Origin of the sequence: Rothia sp. HMSC072E10, assembly GCF_001813965.1 — a bacterium.
Taxonomy (GTDB): domain Bacteria; phylum Actinomycetota; class Actinomycetes; order Actinomycetales; family Micrococcaceae; genus Rothia; species Rothia mucilaginosa_A.
In genome coordinates, this window is sequence record NZ_KV814491.1 from 208,662 (window position 1) to 229,749 (window position 21,088).

Below are 21,088 nucleotides of genomic sequence, written 5' to 3' on the forward strand. Positions count from 1 at the left end.
CCCTTCCTTTTCGGAGGGGCTTTCATTGAGGCGACGGATTCACCCCGCGCGTCTTCGTCGTACAGCAATTTCCCTTCCTTTTGGGAAGGGCTTTCATTGAGGTAACATTACCGGCAACCATGATACGAATGATGTTAATTTCTCTGCTTTCTAGTGGAGACCTTCATCGAGGCGACTCGAGGGCAAAGCGTCCCGCTTCAATTGCTCGGCATTTCTCCGTATCTCAACGGAGACTTTCATTGAGGTATCTCGGAAGACGGTGTAACTCAGACCATCGACTCCAGTTCCCTATTTTTTCGTAGGGGCTTTCATCGAGGCCGAGTAAACGTCGATAACGCTTCGAGCAGCATCATCATTTCCCTTCCTTTCCGGAAGGGCTTTCATTGAGGCGAGGCAAACAGGCCGGTGACATCAACCCTCCACCCCTATTTCCCTTCCTATTTGGAGGGGCTTTCATTGAGGCGACCAGAAGATTGGCCTGAAGGATCTGGGGATCTCAAATTTCCCTTCCTTTTGGGAAGGGCTTTCAATGAGGCGACAGCAACGCCCGGCACGTCAGTAGCCGGTTGTCTAATTTCCCATCCTTTTGGGAGGGGCTTTCATTGAGGCACCCAAAAAGCAGTCAAACAACTCGACACCCAAGCATTTCCCTTCCTTTTCGGAGGGGCTTTCATTGAGGCGCTGCGGCGTTCAAGGTGTTTGGCAGCTTCGGCAAAAATCTCCCTTCCTTTTGGGAAGGGCTTTCATTGAGGCTTCACCAAGACATTTGCCCCGAAACCCGAAAAGACTATTCCCAGCAGCTTGTGGGACTTCCAATAAGATAGGCTGTTGTGATGGATTAGGATGACTGCTGGACCGTTTGTCCTGCACCTTGGGGTGTAGACTTTCATTGAGGTTCGGATATGCCCACCGGCGGTTTCGCCCCGCGTAATTTCTTCGATTTCTAGCGGAGACCTTCATTGAGGCAAGTACGGCGTGGGTTTGCCAGTGAGCGCGGTAGAGAATTTCTTCGCTTTCTAGCGGAGACTTTCATTGAGGGTTGATGACGGGAGTCCAGTCTGCCTCAACCTGGATATTCCCTACTCTTTTGTAGGGACTTTTATTGAGGCACCGTGGAGGGCATGCCTCCGGGTCAATGGGTCGGCGTTTCCCTTCCTTTTGGAGGGGCTTTCATTGAGGCATTGAGGCGGGCTCATCCCGGCTTGCGCGGGAAATACCTCAGCTTTCCCTACAGTTTGTAGGGACTTTCCCTAACCCAACCCTGCTCCGTTCCTGGGCTCACCACAGCACAGGAACGGAGCTTTTTTGCTACGAAACGAGGCCAAAACACCAGCAGCAAGCCTCATCCACCAGTTACTACCCGCCTCCTCCACACATCCCGGCAGAAAAACCCAACACGCCAGAATAGCGTCATAAACTCGCTGATAAGCTAAAACACTCCGTCGCAGTGCTAACCTCAAAATCAAGCAGACAAAGTAGACTGCTTAGCATATTCACTCACACAAGGAGACACCGATGTCTACCCCTTACAGTGCAGGCGACGAACTTCCTATTTCACTCGTCATGCACACCGTGTACTGCCCCCGCCGCGCATGGATCGAATCCAATGGCGAAAAGACCGACACCTCACAAATGCAAGAAGGGCAATCCGCCCACAAACGAGTCGACGACCCCAAAACATCCCGTGGCACGCAACAGCGCGCAGTCATCATCTCATCAACACGTCTCGGACTCACCGGACGGTGCGATGCTATCGAACCCCAAGAAGACGGTTCTACCCGCATCATCGAATACAAAGCAACCCCCGTACGCTGCAACGCATCCGTCACACCAGCCCACAGGGTGCAGCTCGCACTTCAGAAAATCTGCCTCGAAGAAGCCGGCGAAACAGTCAGCGAATGTGCGGTGCACTTCACCAACCACAACAAAACCGTGCCCGTCGATATCTCAGACGAAGACATCCGCACCGCAGAAGAATACGTACACACCACCCGTGCACTCATCGACAACCCGACAGCACCGCAACCCCTCGAAGACTCACCCCGCTGCAGCTGGTGCTCCCACATCTCCGTGTGCCTACCCGACGAATCCCACGGAAAAGAAAACATTAAACGCGTCGTCGCCAGCAACCCCGACAGCCAAGTAGCGCACCTCACCACGCAAGGATCAAGAGCAACCGTCCAGCAAGGACGCCTTATCGTGCAACACCTCGGCGAAACAACCAGCAGCATACCCCTCGAACGCGTGCACAGCCTCGTCGTCCATGGAAACATCGACGTTTCCTCCGCGCTTCTACGAGAACTCATGTGGCGTAACTGCACCATCATCTGGTGCTCCAGCACCGGCCGAGTCTACGGCTGGTCGCAACCTGGCACCGGACCGAACGGCCTGGCCCGCGTGCAACAACATGTCCTCTCAGCGCAAGGGCACCTGCCCATAGCGAGCGCCATGATTGCCAGCAAAATCTCAAACCAAGCTACCCTGCTGCGCCGCAACGGCCACGCCGCAGACGTATGCCGCACCATGCGAGACATTCAGAAGCACACGCCGGAGGTCACCTCAATCCCGGAACTGCTCGGCCTCGAAGGTGAAGCCGCCTCGCTCTACTTCGGCAACTTCGCAACCATGCTTAAAGAAGATGTACTCGCCGAACTCGGCTGGACCTGGACCGGGCGGCAGGGGAGAGGCGCCAACGACCCCATCAACATTCTGCTGAACTACGCCTACGGGATGCTTAGCTCAGAATGTATTCGCGCTATCCTCACCTGCGGGCTCGACCCGCACGCAGGGTTCCTGCACAGTAGCTCACGGAACAAGCCTGCGCTCGCGCTTGACCTCATGGAAGAATTCCGTGCCGTCATCGCGGATTCTGTGGTGGTTTCTCTTATCAATAGGAAGCAGGTCAAAGCGGCACACTTCACCGCGGTCGGTGGCAGCTACCGGCTCACACCCGAAGGGCGGAAGACTGTCATCGCCGCGTTCGAGAAGCGCATGGCAACGGAAATCACCCACCCCACCTACGGGTATTCGGTGACGTGGCGCCGCGCTATTGAGGTGCAGGCGCGTATGCTCCTGGGCGTAATTAACGGAACTGCCCGCGACTATACGGGGGTGACCGTACGATAATGCGTGACGATGCTCGACGAACACTTATCGCTTACGACGTTCCTGATGACCGGCGGCGCACCAAACTGGCCAAGCTCATTCTTAGTTATGGGGACCGAATTCAGTACAGCGTCTTCATCGTGGACGCGGCCCCCGCCAAGGTGCGACGCATCAAAGACGAAGTTCAGGAACTCATCGATCCAGACGAGGACTCAGTGCTCTTCTGCGACCTGGGGCTGCTGGCCCGGCTTGACGAGCCGACCTTCAGCTACATTGGCCGGGCGCGCGAGGTGACCGAATCGGATGCGCTCATTCTCTAGCCGTGTGCTGCTCATTTGCTGGCGACGCGCGGCAGGGGAGCGGAGGAATGACGAGTTCGATTGCGGACTGGTAACAGAGGTGGGGATAATGGCCTTTGGAGGCTTTCGTCTGCGGACACTAAATTTTTCTGCCTTTCGGTGGAGACTTTCTTTGAGGCTGCGATGATCTAATCATCTGCTCGGACTCCGAGGATTTCTCTACCTTCGGGTGGGGACTTTCATTGAGGCGTGAATTGCACGGACTTTGCGTTGTGGAGGTTTAACCAGATTTCTCCGCCTTCGGGCCGGAGACTTTCATTGAGGCGGCCGTTATGCTCGCATTCTGCTGATGTGGCTGACAAATTTCTCCACCTTCGCGTGGGAACTTTCATTGAGGCAAGGCTCGTGCGGCTCTCATCGTGGCTGGACCCCGTGATTTCCCCGCTTTCTGGCGGGGACTTTCATTGAGGCATCCTGGAGGTCGTTCCCTTCAACGGCGAGCGCTGGGATTTCCCCGCCTTCGGGCGGGGACTTTCATTGAGGCACCAGCAGAATGAGCACAGAGAACGCGAGAATGCGGAATTTCCCCGCCTTCGGGCGGAGACTTTCATTGAGGCGCAGAATACCAAATCACCCCCAACCTCATGCACGCATTTCCCCGCCTTCGGGTGGGGACTTTCATTGAGGCTTCAACTCCTCGCACCCGCGCGTGGTCTTCCATGACGGGGATTTCCCCGCCTTCGGGCGGGGACTTTCATTGAGGGGAAGCTGAGGGACAGTACTCTACCGGAGAATCTGTATTTCCCCGCCTTCGGGCGGGGACCTTCATTGAGGCAACAAGGTCGCGAGTACCGGCAAGGTTCAGAACGACGCTTTCCCCGCCTTCGGGTGACGATGCTGCGGTAGACACAGATACTGCGTGATGTACACTTTGGATACGTAATCTGCGAGAATCTCATGCCATAGCAGTCTCTGCTACGCCATCACATGCTAGTTTTTAGCTAGCTATTTCTCCACCTCTGGGTGGGGACTTTCATTGAGGCTGGGTGAAGCAGCGAGGCCAGGGTTTCCAGTCGCACAATTTCCCTGCCTTCGGGTGAGGATCTTCGTTGCGGTTCTGAACGCGAATCGGGAAGTCTCACGCGGGTTACGTAGCCCCGTTCTGGAATCCACTCTGGGTTCTAGAACGGGGCTCTTCTCTTTAAAACATAAAGATGGAGGTACTGCACCCGCTGCAGATTCCTCTTGCCAGCTATCTGAGTCTGAAATGACCAAATCAGATGCAGTTGATCTGCAATGGCGCTATGGTGAAGTCATGAGCAGAGAAGAGAGCCGATTGCATCACAGGAGAGGAGACTGGATAATGGATGTACAAGCGATATCACAGGATTTTGCATTTTTCTTTCCTGCTCAAATCTCCAACCGAATCTTAGAGATGGCTGGGGCCTTCATTGAGGGATGGATTTTTATTTCTGAGTGCTCTGTCGTTTTCACTTCTTCCATGGCAAAAACTATGGAAGCTTTCTATAGAAAATCGCCCCTCCAAGAGTCTTGTAATCTTGAGAGGGGTGTTTTTGTTTATATGGATTTTTAATTTTGGGTGCGTGAGGGTTGTTTCTAAAATTTATTAATGCTAAAGTTGAGATATCAATCGGTTCAGAAGTCTCGGCAGTACCCTGCTGAAGTGACTCTAACCCCGACCTTGGAGGTGAAGGATAATGACTCCGCTTATGACATAAACAAAAAAGCCGCCCGCTACGCGAGGCGCAACGGGCGGCTTTTATTCAAAATAGTGAAACCGCATCAAGCGGTGGTTATGCCTGTTGCCGCAGACATAACCTAATCAGTATACCGGCAGTACGGAGGAGTCTCCCAATCTGCCTGCATGCTGACCGCTTGTGTGGCTACGCTATATCTTCTATACCCTGTGTTGTCACCCCCCCAAAAAAAACACGGGACGTGACAGCACAGGAGGAGGAAGGAACAGCATGCCGAATCAGTAGCGTGACGAAAACGCGCGCACCATTCGGGAAAGCAAGGTAGCTTAAAGCTATACAAGTAAATGTGCACGTCCAACGCGTTGAAGCAGACGTGCACCCAACATATAAGGAGACAATCATGTCCCAGAACGAGTCCCAGACCACCATTACCCTCGCCGACCTCATCGAGAACGTCAAGCTCGGCGGCGGCTCCGTCATCACCTCCAACACGGAACTCGAACCCGCAGCAGGACCCCAGGCATCCGTGGCACCCGCCAAGTACGTTGAAGGCAAGGGACAGGCCGCTAAGTCCGTTTTTGTGTACGAGACCCGCTACATCGCAGGGAAGCCCGAGAACCAGGACGAACCCAAGACTGCCAAGAAGACCGTCAAGGGTAAGCCTCAGACCGTCGTCCTCATTGACAGCAAGCAGTCCGAGCTTAATCGCGCAGAAGCCGCCATCGAACAGGGCCGCCAGTACGGCGACGAAGCAGTCGTCAAGATTCCCCGCGCCGTCGTCACCTACCAGACCGAAAACGGCCCCGTCGAATACACCGACATGGAGCTCTCCCACCGAATCTTCGACGGCCACTTCCGCGCCGGCACCATCGACGGCAAGCTCATCACTGAAAACGACGACTACCGTGCACTGCGCAACTGCACGCCCGCAGATATGAGTGCACTGCTCAACACCGCCCCCGCAGCACTTCTCTTCGGCGCATGGGACTCCACCCGCAAGAGTAACCAGGTCCGCCTGCGCAGTGCCCTCGTTGGTGAAATCATCGGCGTCCTCGCTGATCAGAAGCGTACTGGTGAAGAGCAGCAGGCACGTCGTAGCGGTGCTCGTGTTGACGCTGTAGCCGCCAGCGTGAAGCTTGCTCCCAAGGATATGGAATCCTTGGTCAATGACCAGGAAGCAGAACTGAGCCCGGGCAATATTGGAGCTCGTCGCAACGAAATTAAGAAGGCTAAAGCCGATGACCGTATCTCCGCTTCCCCTCTCGGTCTGGGCAGTATCCCGCCTTCGGTTGAGGAAATTGGCGGTGTCGCTTGCCGCCGTATCATCCGTTCCTGGGTTCTGAGCCTCGCTAGCCTGCGTCAGTTGCGCTTCGGTCAGGACGAAAACAAGAACGTTGCTGCCCGTGCACTCCTTGCCGCGCTCGGCCTCAATGCTATCGCCCGTGCGGAGCGTGAACTCTACATCCGTGCTAACTGCGATCTGATCGAATCCTCCGCACCCGTTGTCACCCTCGACCAGCGTTTCGGTGAGAAGAAGACCTTTGCACCCCTGACCGTTGAACACACCGACCAGCTTCTCCTCGAAGCTATCGAGAACGCCAAGAAGGTGGGTGTGGCTGACTGGAACGGTCAGACTTTCAACGTCGACGGCAACCCCATCATCATCAAGAACGCCACCGCGGAGGACGCTGAATAATATGACGAACCTCGGAATTCTTGCGAGGTTCCCGCTCGGCGTATACCAGGGCCACAAGGCGGACGGAAGCCCCGACGCCTTCCCCGACCCTGCCCGCTTGCAGGCCGCACTCCTCAGCGCGGCTGCACAGGGACCTCACGCAATTATCGAAAACGGGCAGCTGGCCCCCTCGGAAGAATCTTTCAAGGCTCTCAAATGGCTTGAGGAGAACCCCCCGACCGGGCTGCAGCTTCCCGACATGTGCCCCGTGTACCGCTCACCCAATAAGATGAGCCGATTCATGTACCGCGAGGTAGCACGCTCCGCCAAGGGACGGCAGACTGAGCCTCGTGCAGTATCCGACGGCTGGGCTGTATCCGACACCATCGGCTGGCAGTACGATAAGGTACCCGCAGACATTGCGGAAACCATCACCCAGCTCTGCGGAGAAGTACCCTCCCTCGGAGAAGCCAGCAGCTTCACCGCCCTCTACACCGGATACGTGGAACCCACCCACATCATTGACACTAAGTCGGGCCCCTTCGAAGCAGGCGGCATGCCCGTCCGTGTACCCGTACCCGGTCGAGTCAACGCGCTCATGCGTGCTCACTCAGAAGCGTACCCCGCCAAGGTTCCCACCAAGGCAGGCGACAAGACCGCAGCGAGCGACACGATGCGCCCCTCATCGGTACCCACCGCAGGTCTCGGATCCATTAAGTACCAGCCTGTGGAGGCTGAAACCTCCACTAGCCCCTGGGAATACTTGTGGCTCCTCGAAGTAGATGGTGAAGAGCTGAAGCCCGCACAGTACGTCAAGGCATGCTCCCTGCTACACAAGGCTCTCGTAGCTGCCGCAGGATTCGGCGCGCCCAGCCTCATCACCGGCAAGTACCCCAAGGGGCACAAGCCCGCCAACAGTCTGGCGCTGCAGTACCTGCCTACCCGCTACCTGCCTGACTACCTGCGTCGTGAGGTGAAGTCTAGGGGAGTTCTGCTCGTCTTGGTCCCGTCCAACGCCCCGACTGATGAAGCAGTGGAGCTCGGTATTGCGCTCAGGAGTGTAGAAACCCTCTATGCTCAGGACTTCCCCCGGCTGACCGTGAAGCTTCGTCAGAAGCGCCTGCCCGCGCAGGGTTTCTGGGATGCTCCCAAGACCGGGTACAAGCGCCTGTGGCGTACCCTCAGCGCGGCCGTTCCCGAATCGCGTGTTTTCAATCGTCCGAAGAAGACCGAGACGAAGGCCTGGACCTTCGCTGATGCCGCTCTGCTTTCTATGGCCTACGTGTGGCGTGATAGCTTCGAGGCGCCCGAGGCTGAAACCTCGAGCGAACGAATTCGTAGCTTGAGGGATCAGGTTGAGGAAAAGGCTGAGGCCAAGGTTCTGGAAGCCCACCGAGTAACCCAGAACCCCGCCGCCTACGCCTACAAGCTGCCCCGCACTCTGCCCGCAGAGCCGTGGCGCGGCGTCGTAGACCTCGGCAACCTGGCAACGGACACTACCATCGTAGCCATCGGCCAGTCCCGCCACATGGGCGGCGGCCTGCTGGTTCCGTTCGACGTGCCCACCGAAGAATACGACCGTAGCGAGAAGGAGGAAAAGCATGACTAGCCCCGCTACCACGCTACCCTCCATTACTCGTGATGAGTTCGGTGAGTTCTTTGCCGCACTCAATGGAGGGTACGCGCCCTTCAGCTGGCAGGAAGAGGTACTCGACCACATTTGCGAGCACGGCGTATGGCCGGAACGTATTAACGCACCGACCGGCTCCGGTAAGTCCTCCGTGGTGGATATCCACCTCTTCGCGAATGCGCTCGCCGCGGTTGGCGCCGCGCCGCGCGTTCCCCGTCGCCTCTGCGTAACCGTGGGACGCCGCGCGCTGGTCGACAGTCAGGCAACCCGTGCCGACAAGATTCTCGAATGTATGGAGAAGGCACCGGCCGATGAGTCCGCCGAGCAGGATATTCTGCGTAGGGTTGCTGAAGCCCTGCAGAGCTTCCAGACCAGCAACGATAAGCAGGGGAGCGCCCCCTTCGAGACTGGTCACATCCGTGGCGAACTCTCGAACCGCAACCTGCCGGTGACCGACATTTCGGCCTGCGCAATCATTGCCGCAACCCCCGACATGTACGGTTCGCGAGCGCTCTTCCGCGGCTACGGTAGTACCAAGGCTGCCCGTCCGCGTGAGACCGCCCTGCTGGCCATGGACACCGTCATGGTGCTCGATGAGGCACACATGAACCGTCAGCTGCTGCACACCACTCAGCGTATTGCCGAGTTGCAGAAGTGCGAGGTCAGCCTGGGTGTTCCCACCCTGCAGGTGGTTGAGACGACCGCTACCCCCTCCACCGAGGACAGCGATTCAATCACGCTGGGCGTGGACATTGAGGCTCTCGACAGTCCGAATGATAAAGAGCTGCGCAAGCGTGTCTACTCGCACAAGGAACTGGTGCTCCACCCCATCGATAAGTGGGACGGCAAGCCCGGTAACCGTGCGGTCGTGGATGCCGCTGTGGGGGCAATCAAGGATTTCCTTGCCCGTCGTGAGGCGGGTGAAGACTCCGAGGAAGCCCACACTGTTGGTTGTATCGTCAACCATGTGCGGACGGCTATCTCCATCAAGGAGAAACTCACTGAGGATCTGGCAGAGGAAGAGGTTCAGCTTCTCGTAGGACGCATGCGCCCGTACGACCTGAAAAAGTTGCAGAAGGAAAACCCCGGCCTCTTCAGCACCCGTGGTGATAAGTCCGTGAAGGTTGTCGTGGCCACCCAGACTCTCGAAGTCGGTATTGACGTTGACTTTGCCGACCTGGTGACCGAGCTGGCGCCTGCCTCTTCCTTGGCACAGCGCTTCGGACGTGTCAACCGTCTGGGCCGCCGTAAGGATTCCAAGGTTGTCGTTATTAGGCCTGCCAATAGCGACTTGGTAAAGAAGGACGCGCCTCCTTATAAGGCGGTCGATCTGAGCAATGCGTATGGTTGGCTCGAATCGCTCAACGATGCTGAGAGCCCGTCGGTGAACCCTGCCGCAATGGTGAAGAACCCGCCGGTGCAGTCCTCCCCGGAGCGTCTGCTCTACCAGCGCCCGGAATGGCCTGACTTGCTGGAATTCTCGCGTACCGATGAGAACCCTTACGATGAGCCGGACCTTGACCTGTGGTTGCACGACTCCCTGGAGGCAGAAACCGCAATGGGCGGTGTTATCGTGCGCGATAACCTGCCGAGCAACACTTCTGCCGCCATGGAGATTCTCAAGACCAGCTACTTCGCACCGCGCGACCAGGAAACCTTCCCCGCGAATCTGAAGATTCTCAAGGAGATTCTGGACTACCAGGATGAGCACGGCGTGAAGCCGCGTAAGTTCCTTTACCGTCAGGGTGAAATTTCCCTGTGGCAGGATGCTGACCATGGGGCAGAGAGCAGTCAGTCGTTGGCCCCCGGTGACGTTCTGATTCTTGATACGGGCAGTATTCCGTTCACGAACCAGGGTATTGCCGTGACTCAGCGTGAGCTGCCTTCCAAGAAGGACGAGCTGAAGGCTGTGCCCTTCCCCGATGACGCCAAGCTCTACGTGTACGAGAAGTGCGCGGACCGTGAGGAACGCTTCAGGAAATACCTGGGCCTCTCACCTGAAGAGGTAGCAGAACTGCTCGACAGCCAAGATTCGGACGGCCAGAAGATGATTGCTTCTGAGCTTTCTGCCGAGGCTGAGGACGGTCAGGAAGTTATCTCTTGGTACGCCAAAGTGACCGACGACAAAAAGTCTGTTGAAGGTTCCGATATCGCTCAGGAACTGGCGCTGACTGACCTCGTTCTTCTGGACGACCACCAGAACGATGTTGCCGAGCGTACCCGCCAGATTGCCGAGAACCTTGGCCTGGCACCGGAATTCTCGGAGGCCCTGGAACTGGCGGCAAAGTATCACGACGAGGGCAAGCGTGACCTGCGTTTCCAGCAGATGCTCAGTGCAGATGCGGAGACGGGCGCGCTCGCAAAGAGTGGCAACCGTTCCGTGGCTGAGGCGTACCGCGCCCGTAGCCGTAGCGCCCTGCCGAAGGGCTGGCGTCACGAGCAGCTATCCGCACTCATGGTTGCGGCCTCGCCCGAAAAGGGGGGAGAGCACCGCGACCTGGTACTGCGCATCATCGGTTGCAGTCACGGTCACGGCCGGTTCTCCTTCGCCCACGATGCAGACTTCCTGCTCAAGGAAGGCTACCTGCCCGAGGGAATGGACTACGAAGCGCTCAAGGAACAGGCGACCCGCCTCTTCAACGTCGGCTACTGGGATAACCTCATGGAGCAGACGAGCCGCACCTACGGCCCGTACGCTACCGCCTACCTTGAGGCCGTCGAACGCGCGGCGGACGCCCAGATTTCACGGGAGGGACACTAATGGCAACGTTGACTATTGCTGGTGACTACACCTCGGCACTGACCCATTTTGCCCTCTACGGGCTGTCCCTGATGGTTGAGCAGAAGCACCCCGGAACCGTCACTGTCGGTTGGTCTCAGGAAGGTCAGCCGCGTGCCCAGATGCATGCTGACGGCGTGTCAGAAGAAGAAATCGCTGAGTGCGTGTACTCCTACGTTTCTTCCCTGGCCGCTGACGGTAGCTGGGTGAACGTCGACCAGTCCTACGGCGCGGGTAAGGAAGCCGCTGTTTTCTCCCCGTTCTCACCGCGTATTCGCGGAATTGACGCGGAGAAGTACCCGGACGACTGGGCCTCTCACCAGAAGACCCGACAGGCTCATCTGGATGCGCTGATGGAACGTGACGACCTGCTGTCCCTTCTGTGGATTGCTGGCCTGGGCGAACCGGCATACTGGCGTTTTGAAGCCAAGGCGCCTCGCCCCGACCACGGTGCGTCCCGCTGGGAGATGAAAACGCGCAACAAGGGCCAGGAATTCGTCAAGGACCGTCTGCGTTTGATGTGTGCGGATCTGGCTACTTGGGAACCTTCCGCGATGCTCAGCGGCATTACCGGTCACACCCTGTACGACTCGCTGGATAAGAAACCGGATTCCCGAACCGGAACCGGTTTCACTGTCCCGCAGCCGACGGATACGGCGCTCGCTTTCTGCGCCCTGGTGGGTATCGCCAACTTCCCGGTGATTCATCAGGTCCACCGAATCGGTGTAACCCCCGGTGCCTACCCGTACAACGCTTTGCACCCGCGGCTCATGGTTCTTCCGGTGCTCTTCGGACGTACTGCTTCTGCTCAGGGGGAAGATTCCAGCTCCGCCCAAGCGGGAGGCGTCACTCCCGCCAGGTTGCGAACCGTGTTGCGTAGCCACGCCTACCGCAGGGTGGTTGACGAGGTCGGAAAGGCAGCAGACAGCGGTTCTTTGGGAGCAGACCTCTTCTTGTCCGAGCTGGCAGATGAGAAGGCGATTCTTCGCGAGAAGAGTGTTCAGGCTTTTGTTGTTTTCCCCATCGCGAAGGTAGGCAGCGATTCGGCACCCGAGCGTCAGGTTCTGAAGGGTAGCGCGATTCCGATGGGCTAACCTAGCCGTTTACCGAAGCCGGTAAATATGCCCGCAAATGCAGAGGGAGGGGCCCTCCGGCAATCTAACCGGAGGGCCCCTCCCTCTGCATATCATTTATCGGATATGTGGTAGCTATTGGGCTAGGGAGCCCCTTACGCCACCACCGCCTCCTTGGCCGCGGTGCCGTTGCGGGTCCACAGCAGGAACGCCGCCACGCTGTTGATGATGTAGAAAATGTACTTGCCGACGTTCGCAAAGTTACCCTGAGTCAGCGCCTTCACGCACTGCACGGTGTTGTACAGAGCCCAGAACTGCCACTGCATCGTCAGCTTCAGTGCGTTCAGAATGTTGGCCGACAGGGACAGGCCAAACACCACGGTCGTGATCCAGAACAGGAATGAGGTCTGGCCGCCGTAACCGATATAGTTCGCAAGCAGCGAGAACGCGAACGAACCCGCCACAATGCCGGCGATAACCAGTCGGCCCTTCGCGCCGGTCGGCGGTTCCATGGCCTTGCCGCGTTCGGAGTTCTGCCACCTACGAATTGCGAAGGTGTACACGATAAAGGTCACCGGGTAGGTGATGATCGCTGCCTTGTTGCCCAGAATGTAGTCGATCGCTCCGGATAGCGCCGTGTTAATAATGCCGAGCACGTTGCCGATGTTTGAGAGGCGGCCGGTCAGGCGGGTGGACATCATTGAAATGCCCACGTTAATCACGGAAATAACGCCGAGGGGGATGAGGCTCGTCATTGGGCCCCAGTTAACGTACTTGGCGAGGTTGGTGTTCAGGTATCCAGACCCGATAGCGATGGCAATAACCAGTGCCACGCCGAAGAGGTCGGCGTAACGCGACTTGGCGAAGAAGATAAGTGCCTTATCCACAAAAACTCCTTTGGGATGGGTGTGTTAGCTCGCCGTTGAGTGGTACCTCAACGGTGATAAGGTTGTAATAACTATAACTCTCGAACCTAGAGACACGCCAAAAACACACCAAACCGGTGCTATTTGTAACGCGATTCACTTTTGAGGGGCTGTAGATTGATTCGGGGCCTGCGGGTTGAATCGGGGAGGCGGGTTGAATCGGGCCTGCGGGTTGATGATTCTCACGCCCCCTAGCGTCACATAATTCGCCAAACCCTCGAATAAACTCGAACCTTAAGGTATTCTTGATAGCTGGGTCAGGAACCACGCCGGTCTCACTCACCGTGCATCCGCCCGGCACTCACCCTCCGCGTCTCACTCACGCTCAACAGGGAATCGCATGTCGGCCTCACTCACCGCACACGCTATTGCCGCGCCTTCCTGCCACCCGTAGCTCACTCAACTCAAACGACAAGTGAATAGGACAATCATGCCCTTCCTCAACAATCGACTCTCACGACGATTCTTCCTGAAGGGTGCCTCCGCTGCCACCGCAGCAGGCGCCCTCGCACTGCAGGCCCAGGCTGCAAACGCAGATGAAGCCCCCAAGACCGCCGAGTCCCCGGCCGCCGCCGAGGAGACCAAGGGCCCGCGCCTCACCATCCAGCGAGCCACCATCACCGAAGACGGAATGACCGTCAGCTACACCGCGCACGGCCTGCGTGAACTCCTCGCCGAAGGCACCACCCTGACCGTGCGCCACGGCTACGTGCGCGACAACTCCTTCGAAACCCTGCGCTCTTGGCCGCTCACCCCCGAATTCAACGGTGACGAAGACACCTTCAGCGGAACCGACCTGTTCCCCATCGAACTCATTCAGCCCGAGGGCGTGGACCACGCCCTGCAGCTGGATATCTGCACCGACCCCTGGGGTCAGGAAATCGCCCACCAGGTCGCCGCACGCATCCCCGTGGTCGAAACCAAGATTCTGAAGACCTCCTTTGAAGACGTGCCCGGCAACCACCCCTACGCCGACGACATCCGCGTGGCCAACCAGAAGAAGTGGCTGCTGCCCAACCCTCAGACCGGCGCCTTCGAGCCGGACCGCGCCGTCACCCGTGAAGAGGTCATAGCCCTGCTCAACCGTGCGGCGGGTCGTCCCGGCGTGAGCGAGAACTCGGAAGTCGCACCCTACGCGGATGCGGTAGACCGCCCCGCCGCGAACGCCCTGCACTGGGCGCGCGACCGCAAGATTGCTGAACCGATCGCTAGCGGCGAGCGCATCGACCCGACTGCCCCGATCTCGCACGAGGAGCTGGCGGTGGTGCTGTACCAGTACAACACCGAGGTGCAGCTCTCCGAGCTGGAGGATGCCTTGGGCTCCCGTTTCCGCGATGTGCTGGGTGCGGGTCCGCTGCACCGTTACGTTGCGTGGGCTGGCGCGAACGATATCGTGCTGGACTCTTCGGGTGAGTTCAAGCCGACCGCCCCGACGACCCGTGCGGAGCTGGCTCGCTTCATTCGCCGCTACAAGCTGCAGAACTTGCTGTTCCCCGATTTCTCGTATGTCTCCTAATTTTTAGCTATCCCTGGCGTTGCGCGCTGGGTAGCGTGAAACCCCCGTCTTCTGGCTTTTGCTGGAGGCGGGGGTTTTGTTGTGCGGGTTTAGCGACAGGCTGTGCCTGGCATGTGAAATTTTTGCGTCATATATACCTGAAATCTTGCAAAAACCTAGGAGCTAAGTAAGTATTACCTAGAAGGTAAATTAATGATTGCCTTACTTAATACTGTGTGAAGGCTAGTTCACTCCTTGTGGGTGCACGAAACACCCGCCGCATAAGGCAGAAAAACACGGCGCCTCACCGCCCCTCAAACAGGGGAGAGGCACCCCTTCACACACCACCCACACGATAAAGGACATACATATGAACCTCGCATCGAGCAAGGTATTCAAGGGCCTCGCCGTTGGCTCGCTGGCACTGGCAATCTCGGGCGTTGCCACCATCCCCGCATCATTCGCTGCGGACCCCGCCCCGGCGGCAAGCCAGAGCAGCGACGCTCGCACCATTGCAGACAAGGCCATGGCGAAGATTACCCAGGGCCTACCCGGTCAGTTCCAGGTCGCTTACTCCAAGAAGACCAACAAGATTTGGGTTGCGGGCACCGCGGACCGCGACAAGCACGTCTCCACCATCGCTCGCATTGACGCGAACTCCCTGAAGATTGAGGCCGTCGCCGAGCTGCCTATCATCAAGAACGACAAGGGCTACCAGTACGATGCGGCCTATGGCATCACCGTTGACGACGTGGACGGCACCGTATGGGTCACCAACACCACCGACAACTCCATTTCCGTGTACGACCAGGAAACCCTGCAGCAGACCTGGACCACCGCGGGTATCGCAGAGACCGACCCGAACTGGATTGAGCACCCCCGCTCCGTTCTGGTTGACCACGAGTCCGGCAAGGCGTTCGTCACCGGTCGTTTCTTCGTGTCCGCTATTGACCTGAAGACCAAGCAGGTTGAGAAGATCCAGCTCGAGGGCGCACCCGACGGCGGCACCCGCTACATCAGCATGAACATCCTGGTTGATGGAGGTAAGCTGTACGTGCCCGAGCGTACCGGCGGCAAGATTTTCGTCGTCGACACCAAGACTTTCAAGGTAGAGAGCAGTTTCGACACCAAGGGTAACGCTGAGGGTGAGGTTCGCCCCTCCGACATCGCGATTGACCACTCCCAGAACGAAATTTACGTCTCCTCCCAGGGTGTGAAGGGCGCGAACTCCGGCGTGTCCATCTACGATGCGACCACCCACGAGTTCAAGAAGTTCATCCCGGTCGGCACCCAGGCACTCGCACTGGACAACGACGAGGCGAACGACCTGGTGTACGTCTCTGACTTCGGCACCGGCAAGGTCGGCGTGATTGACGGCGGCGCAGCAGACAAGCTGATCGCTGAGGTCGCCATGAACGGCGGCAAGGCAAACGACCTGGTTGTGCTGCCCAACGGCTCCGTGGTCGCTGTGGACAAGCAGGCTGGCGCAACCGCAACCGTGCCCTACGTCCTTGACGGCACCACCGGCACCGTCAGCACCTCAGATAAGGTCACCAGCAAGCCTTCTAAGGACAAGCAGGGCAACGAAGTTCCCGCCAAGACCTCCGAGATTCAGGCGAACTCCATCCTGAAGTTCAAGGTCACCGCAACCGCAGGCGACAACTCCGAGGTCAAGCAGGTCACCCCCGAAACCCGCGAGTTCCAGGGCTACCCGGCAACCGCCACCAAGACCACCAAGGCAACCGACACCACCACCCCCTCCACCGAGGCACACCGCACCGTGGACGCAAACGGTAGTGTCGCAAATATCATTCAGGGCCTGCCCGGTCAGTTCCAGGTTGGCTACTCCAAGAAGAACCATAAGCTCTTCGTGCCCACCGTGGGTGCGCGAGGCAATCTTGCTTCCTCCCTGGCGCGCGTGGATGCAGACACCCTGCAGACCGAGGCCTTCGCCGAGCTGCCCGTCAAGCAGAACGACAAGGGCCAGTACGGCTACACCTCCGCGTACGGCGTGACCGTCGATGACGTGGACGGCACCGTCTGGGTCACCAACACCACCGACAACTCCGTGGCAGTGTACGACCAGCAGACTCTCAAGCTCATCTGGACCAACGAGGGCGTGAAGGAGGGCGACCCGAACTGGATTGAGCACCCCCGTTCTGTGCTCGTCGACCACGAGTCCGGCAAGGCGTTCGTGACCGGCCGCTTCTTCGTCTCTGCTATTGACCTGAAGACCAAGCAGGTTGAGAAGATCCAGCTCGAGGGCGCACCCGACGGCGGCACCCGCTACATCAGCATGAACCTGTTCCTGGACGGTGGCAAGCTGTACGTGCCCGAGCGTACCGGCGGTAAGCTCTTCGTCGTGGATACCAAGACCTTCAAGGTTGAGAAGACCATCCAGACTCAGGGTGAGGATTCCACCGTTGAGGTTCGCCCCTCCGACGTTGCTGTGGATCACTCGCTGAATGAGATTTACGTTTCTTCTCAGGGTGTGAAGGGCGTCAACTCCGGTATCTCCGTGTACGACCTGCGCACCGGCGAGTTCAAGAAGTTCGTCAAGTTCGGCACCCAGGCGCTCGCTCTGGAGCACGATGAGGACCGCGACCTGGTGTACGTGACCGACTTCGGCACCGGTAAGGTTGCGGTCTTTGACGGCCGCGCCGACGAGGTGATCGGCGAGGTCGAGATGAACGGCGCAGCCGCGAACGACGTGACCCTGCTCAAGGACGGCTCCGTGCTGGTCCTCGACAAGAAGGACCGCGACGAGAAGGTCACCCTGCCCTACGTGCTCAACGGCACCACCGGAGAGATTAGCACCGCCAGCGAGTACACCACCCTGCCCGGCAAGGATCGCCAGGGTAACGACGTTCCCGCATCGGTTCAGCAGCTGAAGGCCAACTCGATTCTGAAGTTCAAGGTTGGTCTGAAGGACACCGCCGAGAGCGCGGCTCCCGTGACCCTCACCCCGACCGCCCTGCAGTTCGCAGGCTACCCGACGGTGACCGGTGTGAAGGCTGAGGAGTCGAAGCCGGCTGACCCGAAGGCTGAGGACGCTAAGAAGGACAACTCTTCGACCCCCGCTCCCTCGCAGTCGGCCGATTCGGTCATCGACGCGAAGGATAACGCGAAATCCGATGCAAAGACCGATAGCAAGAGCGATTCTCGGGACGAGCTGAACCCCTCCAAGGATGGCGTGAAGGCCGATCTTTCCGGTTCCTCGCAGGCTCAGCGCGAGGGTGGCTCCTCGAAGGGTGCTCTGGCCAGCACCGGTGCGAACGGCGTGGCCGGCCTGCTGGCCGTGGGTTCGGTCGCCCTGCTGGGTGGCGCGGCCATTCTGGTTCGCCGTCGCAAGGCCTAAGCTGTAACCGCCGACTTTGCCATAAGGAGGCGGTGAGTAGCAACGTTCAGCGGCCACTCTGAGCCGCTGCGTGAGGCGGGCTCCCTCCCCCGCCGCAATCGTCGAGATTGCGGCGGGGGAGGGAGCCCGCCTTTTGCGCGTATTGGGTGCGTTCGCACGAACGGAAAAGTGATGTCGTTGAGGGAAGAATAGTGCATCGGAATAATGTACCGGGTGAAGCAAATTTTTACATTAATGTGTAAATATAAGAGCTAATGAATATCAGGCTGACCAGGGTTTTTGCCTCCCGGGGAAGGTAAATCTCCCTCTAAGGGTTCAACGTTCACGTGATGCTCAAGGTAAATTCGCGGGATGCGCCCAAAAATATTGAACACACCCTCGACATAGCTTGTATTTTCCTGGGAAAACGCTGAGGATAAGAGGGTAGGTAAATTTATGCATTACTTGCGCTTCTGCTCCCGCTGTCGTTGAGCGTGTCACCGCGCGCTCACGAGGTGTCTCGTTAGCACCTCGACGCGGCAGTGGAGTACTTCCGTTACATCTCTACAAGGACACACATTGAACCTCACTCCTCCTTCGGGTAAGGCGCTGAAGGGTATCGTTGCTGGCTCCCTCGCGCTCGCCATTTCCGGCGCGTCCATGATTCCTGCCTCCTTCGCAGCGCAGAACACCGCGCAACCGACCACGACCCAGTCCGCTTCCTCCTCCGACGCAGAAAGCACTGAAAGCCGCGTCGTAGATGTCTCCGCATCCACCGCCCAGATTACTCAGGGCCTGCCCGGCCAGTACCAGGTGGCCTACTCGCAGGCGCACCACAAGATCTGGATGGTTGGCGTGGGTGGCAGTAGCAACCTGGCCTCCACCATCGCGCGTGTCGATGCAGACACCATGAAGATTGAAGAAGTAGCGGTCCTTCCCTTCGAATATGACGCAAACGGCCAGTTCGGCTACGTTTCTGCGTACGGCATCACCGTCGATGATGCCAACGGTACCGTGTGGGTCACCAACACGACCGACAACTCCCTCTCCGTGTTCGACCAGGAGACCATGGAGCAGATTTGGACCAGTCACGGCATGTCCCAGGCCGATCCGAACTGGATTGAGCACCCCCGCGAGGTTCGCGTGGATAACGCATCGGGCAAGGTGTTCGTGACCGGCCGCTACTACGTCTCGGCTATCGACATGAAAACCTTCGAGGTCACCAAGATTCAGCTGCAGGGTGCACCCGACGGCGGCACCCGCTACATCGGCATGAACGTGGCCATCGACGGCGACAAGCTGTATGTGCCCGAGCGTACCAGCGGCAAGCTCTTCGTGATTAACACCAAGACCCTGAAGACCGAGCAGGTCATCCAGACCCGGGGCGAGGACTCTTCGGTTGAGGTTCGCCCCTCCGATGTGTCCATCGATCACTCCCAGAATGAAATTTACGTATCCTCTCAGGGTGTGAAGGGCGTTAACTCCGGCATCTCGGTGTACGACCTGAAGACCGGTGCGTTCAAGAAGTTCGTCAAGTTCGGCACCCAGGCCCTGGCCATGGTCAACGATGAAGAGCGCGACCTCGTGTACGTCTCCGATTTCGGCACCGGTAAGATTGCTATCTTTGATGCCAAGACCGACCGCGTGATTGGCGAGGTCGAGATGAACGGCGGCAAGGCTAACGACCTGACCCTCGCCGACGACGGCTCCGTTGTGGCCGTGGACAAGCAGGACATTGAGGGCGCAACCGCCTCCGTGCCTTACGTTCTCGACCCGAAGACCGGCGACGGTTCGACCACCGACAACTACATGTCCAAGGCTCGGGTTGGCCGCGATGGTAAGACCATCCCCTCCACCCGCGAGGTTCTCAAGCCGAACTCCATCATGAAGTTCCACATCGAGCTTGCCGACGGCGAATTCACCTCGCCCGCAACGATTGTTCCTTCCAAGCTGGCCTTCCAGGGTTACCCGAAGGAAGCGCTGCCCGTGATTATCGGCCCCACCCTGAACTTCGCGGAGGGCACGATTGACATCACTCGCCCCTACACCTTCCACGTCACCGGCGCTGATTTTGATAAGCCCCCGGCCGAGGGTATTCGCCTCTTCCTGGTTAAGGACGGCGAGTGGCTTCCCGGCAACGACAAGCTGACCGACAGCGAGCTGCAGAACATCCAGAAGATCTCCACGGTTATTCCGGCCAGCGACTTCGTGTACAACGAGAAGACCGGTAAGTACTCCTTCAGCGGCACCCTGCGCGTACCGGCAAACACCTTGAAGTACGGCCAGGGCTACCTGCTCGGCACCGTGACTGCCGGTTCCGACGTTGCTATGAACCGCGACTACGATTCGGCTCGTGCGCTGATTGTTAACGATGTTCAGGAAGACGCGGATAAGGCTGATAACCGCGCCACCTCGGATGACTCGAGCAAGCCGAGCCAGCCCGCAGAGTCGCCTGCCGCCCAGCAGCAGGATAACGCTCAGTCCAAGACTGCTGACTCGAACGCCCCTGCCGCACAGGAGCAGATGGGCTCCACCGTGAAGACTCCCGCGAAGAAGAGCTCTTCGTCGCAGCCGGCCTCGAACTCTTCTTCCTCGTCTCAGTCCTCCTCTCAGTCGAAGGGCTCTAACGCTCAGGTAAATGCCTCCGCGACGAAGTCCTCGACCCAGAGCGGTTCGCTGGCTAAGACCGGCGCACAGAGCGTTCTGAGCCTGGCTGCCGTGGGCGCTTTCGTCCTGATTGCCGGCGCCACCCTGGTGGTGCTGCGTCGCCGTAAGTCCTAGCCTGTAACGGTATCTGACCGGTTCTTATCGGTCCTTCCGGATGCGCCCCGTACCGAGTGTGCGGGGCGCATCTGTATGGGGGCGCTGATGCGGGTCGGCAATATCTGTTGTGACGGCAGAAACCAACATTGGATAATGTGTGCCATTTCACTTAATTTCGATTTGGTCGTTTCGCAGAATCTCTGTATAGTAGTATGTGTTGTCAGGGAGACCTGATAAAAGAGATGTAAATCTCACGGCCCCATCGTATAGCGGCCTAGTACTCCGCCC

Annotated in this window: 11 protein-coding genes; 10 read left to right on the plus strand and 1 reads right to left on the minus strand. The window is 58.3% G+C overall.

Annotated elements, in window-relative coordinates; all coding sequences use genetic code 11:
• Nucleotides 1-1,515: 1,515 nt before the first annotated feature.
• From HMPREF2944_RS06275 to HMPREF2944_RS06310, 7 genes are all read left to right on the plus strand, one after another.
• Nucleotides 1,516-3,126: a CRISPR-associated endonuclease Cas4/Cas1 gene (locus tag HMPREF2944_RS06275; RefSeq protein WP_070681586.1), complete on the plus strand. Its 1,611-nt coding sequence runs from the start codon at nucleotides 1,516-1,518 to the stop codon at nucleotides 3,124-3,126.
• On the plus strand, nucleotides 3,126-3,425 hold the full coding sequence (cas2, locus tag HMPREF2944_RS06280) for a CRISPR-associated endonuclease Cas2 (protein WP_083313089.1): 300 nt from the start codon (nucleotides 3,126-3,128) through the stop codon (nucleotides 3,423-3,425). Before HMPREF2944_RS06275 ends, cas2 begins: the two co-directional genes overlap by 1 nt.
• Nucleotides 3,426-4,671: 1,246 nt before the next feature.
• The gene (locus HMPREF2944_RS06285; protein WP_141755745.1) at nucleotides 4,672-4,998 is read left to right on the plus strand and encodes a hypothetical protein; all 327 of its coding nucleotides are present in this window, start codon (nucleotides 4,672-4,674) and stop codon (nucleotides 4,996-4,998) included.
• A 524-nt stretch (nucleotides 4,999-5,522) separates the two neighbouring features.
• Nucleotides 5,523-6,818 (plus strand): type I-G CRISPR-associated RAMP protein Csb1/Cas7g, encoded by a 1,296-nt coding sequence (gene cas7u, locus HMPREF2944_RS06295; RefSeq protein ID WP_070681599.1) that lies wholly within the window; start codon nucleotides 5,523-5,525, stop codon nucleotides 6,816-6,818.
• Nucleotide 6,819: 1 nt separating this feature from the next.
• On the plus strand, nucleotides 6,820-8,406 hold the full coding sequence (gene csb2, locus HMPREF2944_RS06300; RefSeq protein ID WP_070681601.1) for a type I-G CRISPR-associated protein Csb2: 1,587 nt from the start codon (nucleotides 6,820-6,822) through the stop codon (nucleotides 8,404-8,406).
• Nucleotides 8,399-11,188, plus strand: a complete 2,790-nt coding sequence (gene cas3u, locus HMPREF2944_RS06305; RefSeq protein ID WP_070681604.1) for a type I-G CRISPR-associated helicase/endonuclease Cas3g — start codon at nucleotides 8,399-8,401, stop codon at nucleotides 11,186-11,188. The genes csb2 and cas3u overlap by 8 nt, the downstream gene beginning before the upstream one ends.
• Entirely contained in the window at nucleotides 11,188-12,300 is a 1,113-nt protein-coding gene (locus HMPREF2944_RS06310; protein WP_070681607.1) for an aldehyde dehydrogenase, read from the plus strand. Before cas3u ends, HMPREF2944_RS06310 begins: the two co-directional genes overlap by 1 nt.
• A gap of 134 nt (nucleotides 12,301-12,434) precedes the next feature.
• Here HMPREF2944_RS06310 and HMPREF2944_RS06315 read toward each other — a convergent pair whose 3' ends face one another.
• Nucleotides 12,435-13,166 (minus strand): nicotinamide mononucleotide transporter, encoded by a 732-nt coding sequence (locus HMPREF2944_RS06315; protein ID WP_070681610.1) that lies wholly within the window; start codon nucleotides 13,164-13,166, stop codon nucleotides 12,435-12,437.
• 469 nt (nucleotides 13,167-13,635) lie between these two features.
• On the opposite strand from HMPREF2944_RS06315, the gene HMPREF2944_RS06320 reads away from it, so the two are divergent.
• The 3 genes from HMPREF2944_RS06320 (at nucleotide 13,636) to HMPREF2944_RS06330 (ending at nucleotide 20,818) form a co-directional block, all read left to right on the plus strand.
• Nucleotides 13,636-14,721 carry an S-layer homology domain-containing protein gene (locus tag HMPREF2944_RS06320; RefSeq protein ID WP_070681612.1) on the plus strand — a complete coding sequence of 362 codons (1,086 nt, stop codon included), beginning with the start codon at nucleotides 13,636-13,638 and terminating at the stop codon, nucleotides 14,719-14,721.
• A 349-nt stretch (nucleotides 14,722-15,070) separates the two neighbouring features.
• Nucleotides 15,071-18,058 (plus strand): LPXTG cell wall anchor domain-containing protein, encoded by a 2,988-nt coding sequence (locus HMPREF2944_RS06325; RefSeq protein WP_070681615.1) that lies wholly within the window; start codon nucleotides 15,071-15,073, stop codon nucleotides 18,056-18,058.
• Nucleotides 18,059-18,616: 558 nt separating this feature from the next.
• Nucleotides 18,617-20,818, plus strand: a complete 2,202-nt coding sequence (locus HMPREF2944_RS06330; RefSeq protein WP_049334062.1) for a DUF5074 domain-containing protein — start codon at nucleotides 18,617-18,619, stop codon at nucleotides 20,816-20,818.
• Nucleotides 20,819-21,088: the final 270 nt, after the last annotated feature.

What these genes read in the sequence shown, in the direction of transcription:
- HMPREF2944_RS06285 (WP_141755745.1), top strand. Translation starts at nt 4,672, where the DNA reads ATGACCAAATCAGATGCAGTTGATCTGCAATGGCGCTATGGTGAAGTC.
- cas2 (WP_083313089.1), top strand. Translation starts at nt 3,126, where the DNA reads ATGCGTGACGATGCTCGACGAACACTTATCGCTTACGACGTTCCTGAT.
- HMPREF2944_RS06310 (WP_070681607.1), top strand. Translation starts at nt 11,188, where the DNA reads ATGGCAACGTTGACTATTGCTGGTGACTACACCTCGGCACTGACCCAT.
- HMPREF2944_RS06320 (WP_070681612.1), top strand. Translation starts at nt 13,636, where the DNA reads ATGCCCTTCCTCAACAATCGACTCTCACGACGATTCTTCCTGAAGGGT.
- cas7u (WP_070681599.1), top strand. Translation starts at nt 5,523, where the DNA reads ATGTCCCAGAACGAGTCCCAGACCACCATTACCCTCGCCGACCTCATC.
- HMPREF2944_RS06325 (WP_070681615.1), top strand. Translation starts at nt 15,071, where the DNA reads ATGAACCTCGCATCGAGCAAGGTATTCAAGGGCCTCGCCGTTGGCTCG.
- HMPREF2944_RS06275 (WP_070681586.1), top strand. Translation starts at nt 1,516, where the DNA reads ATGTCTACCCCTTACAGTGCAGGCGACGAACTTCCTATTTCACTCGTC.
- csb2 (WP_070681601.1), top strand. Translation starts at nt 6,820, where the DNA reads ATGACGAACCTCGGAATTCTTGCGAGGTTCCCGCTCGGCGTATACCAG.
- cas3u (WP_070681604.1), top strand. Translation starts at nt 8,399, where the DNA reads ATGACTAGCCCCGCTACCACGCTACCCTCCATTACTCGTGATGAGTTC.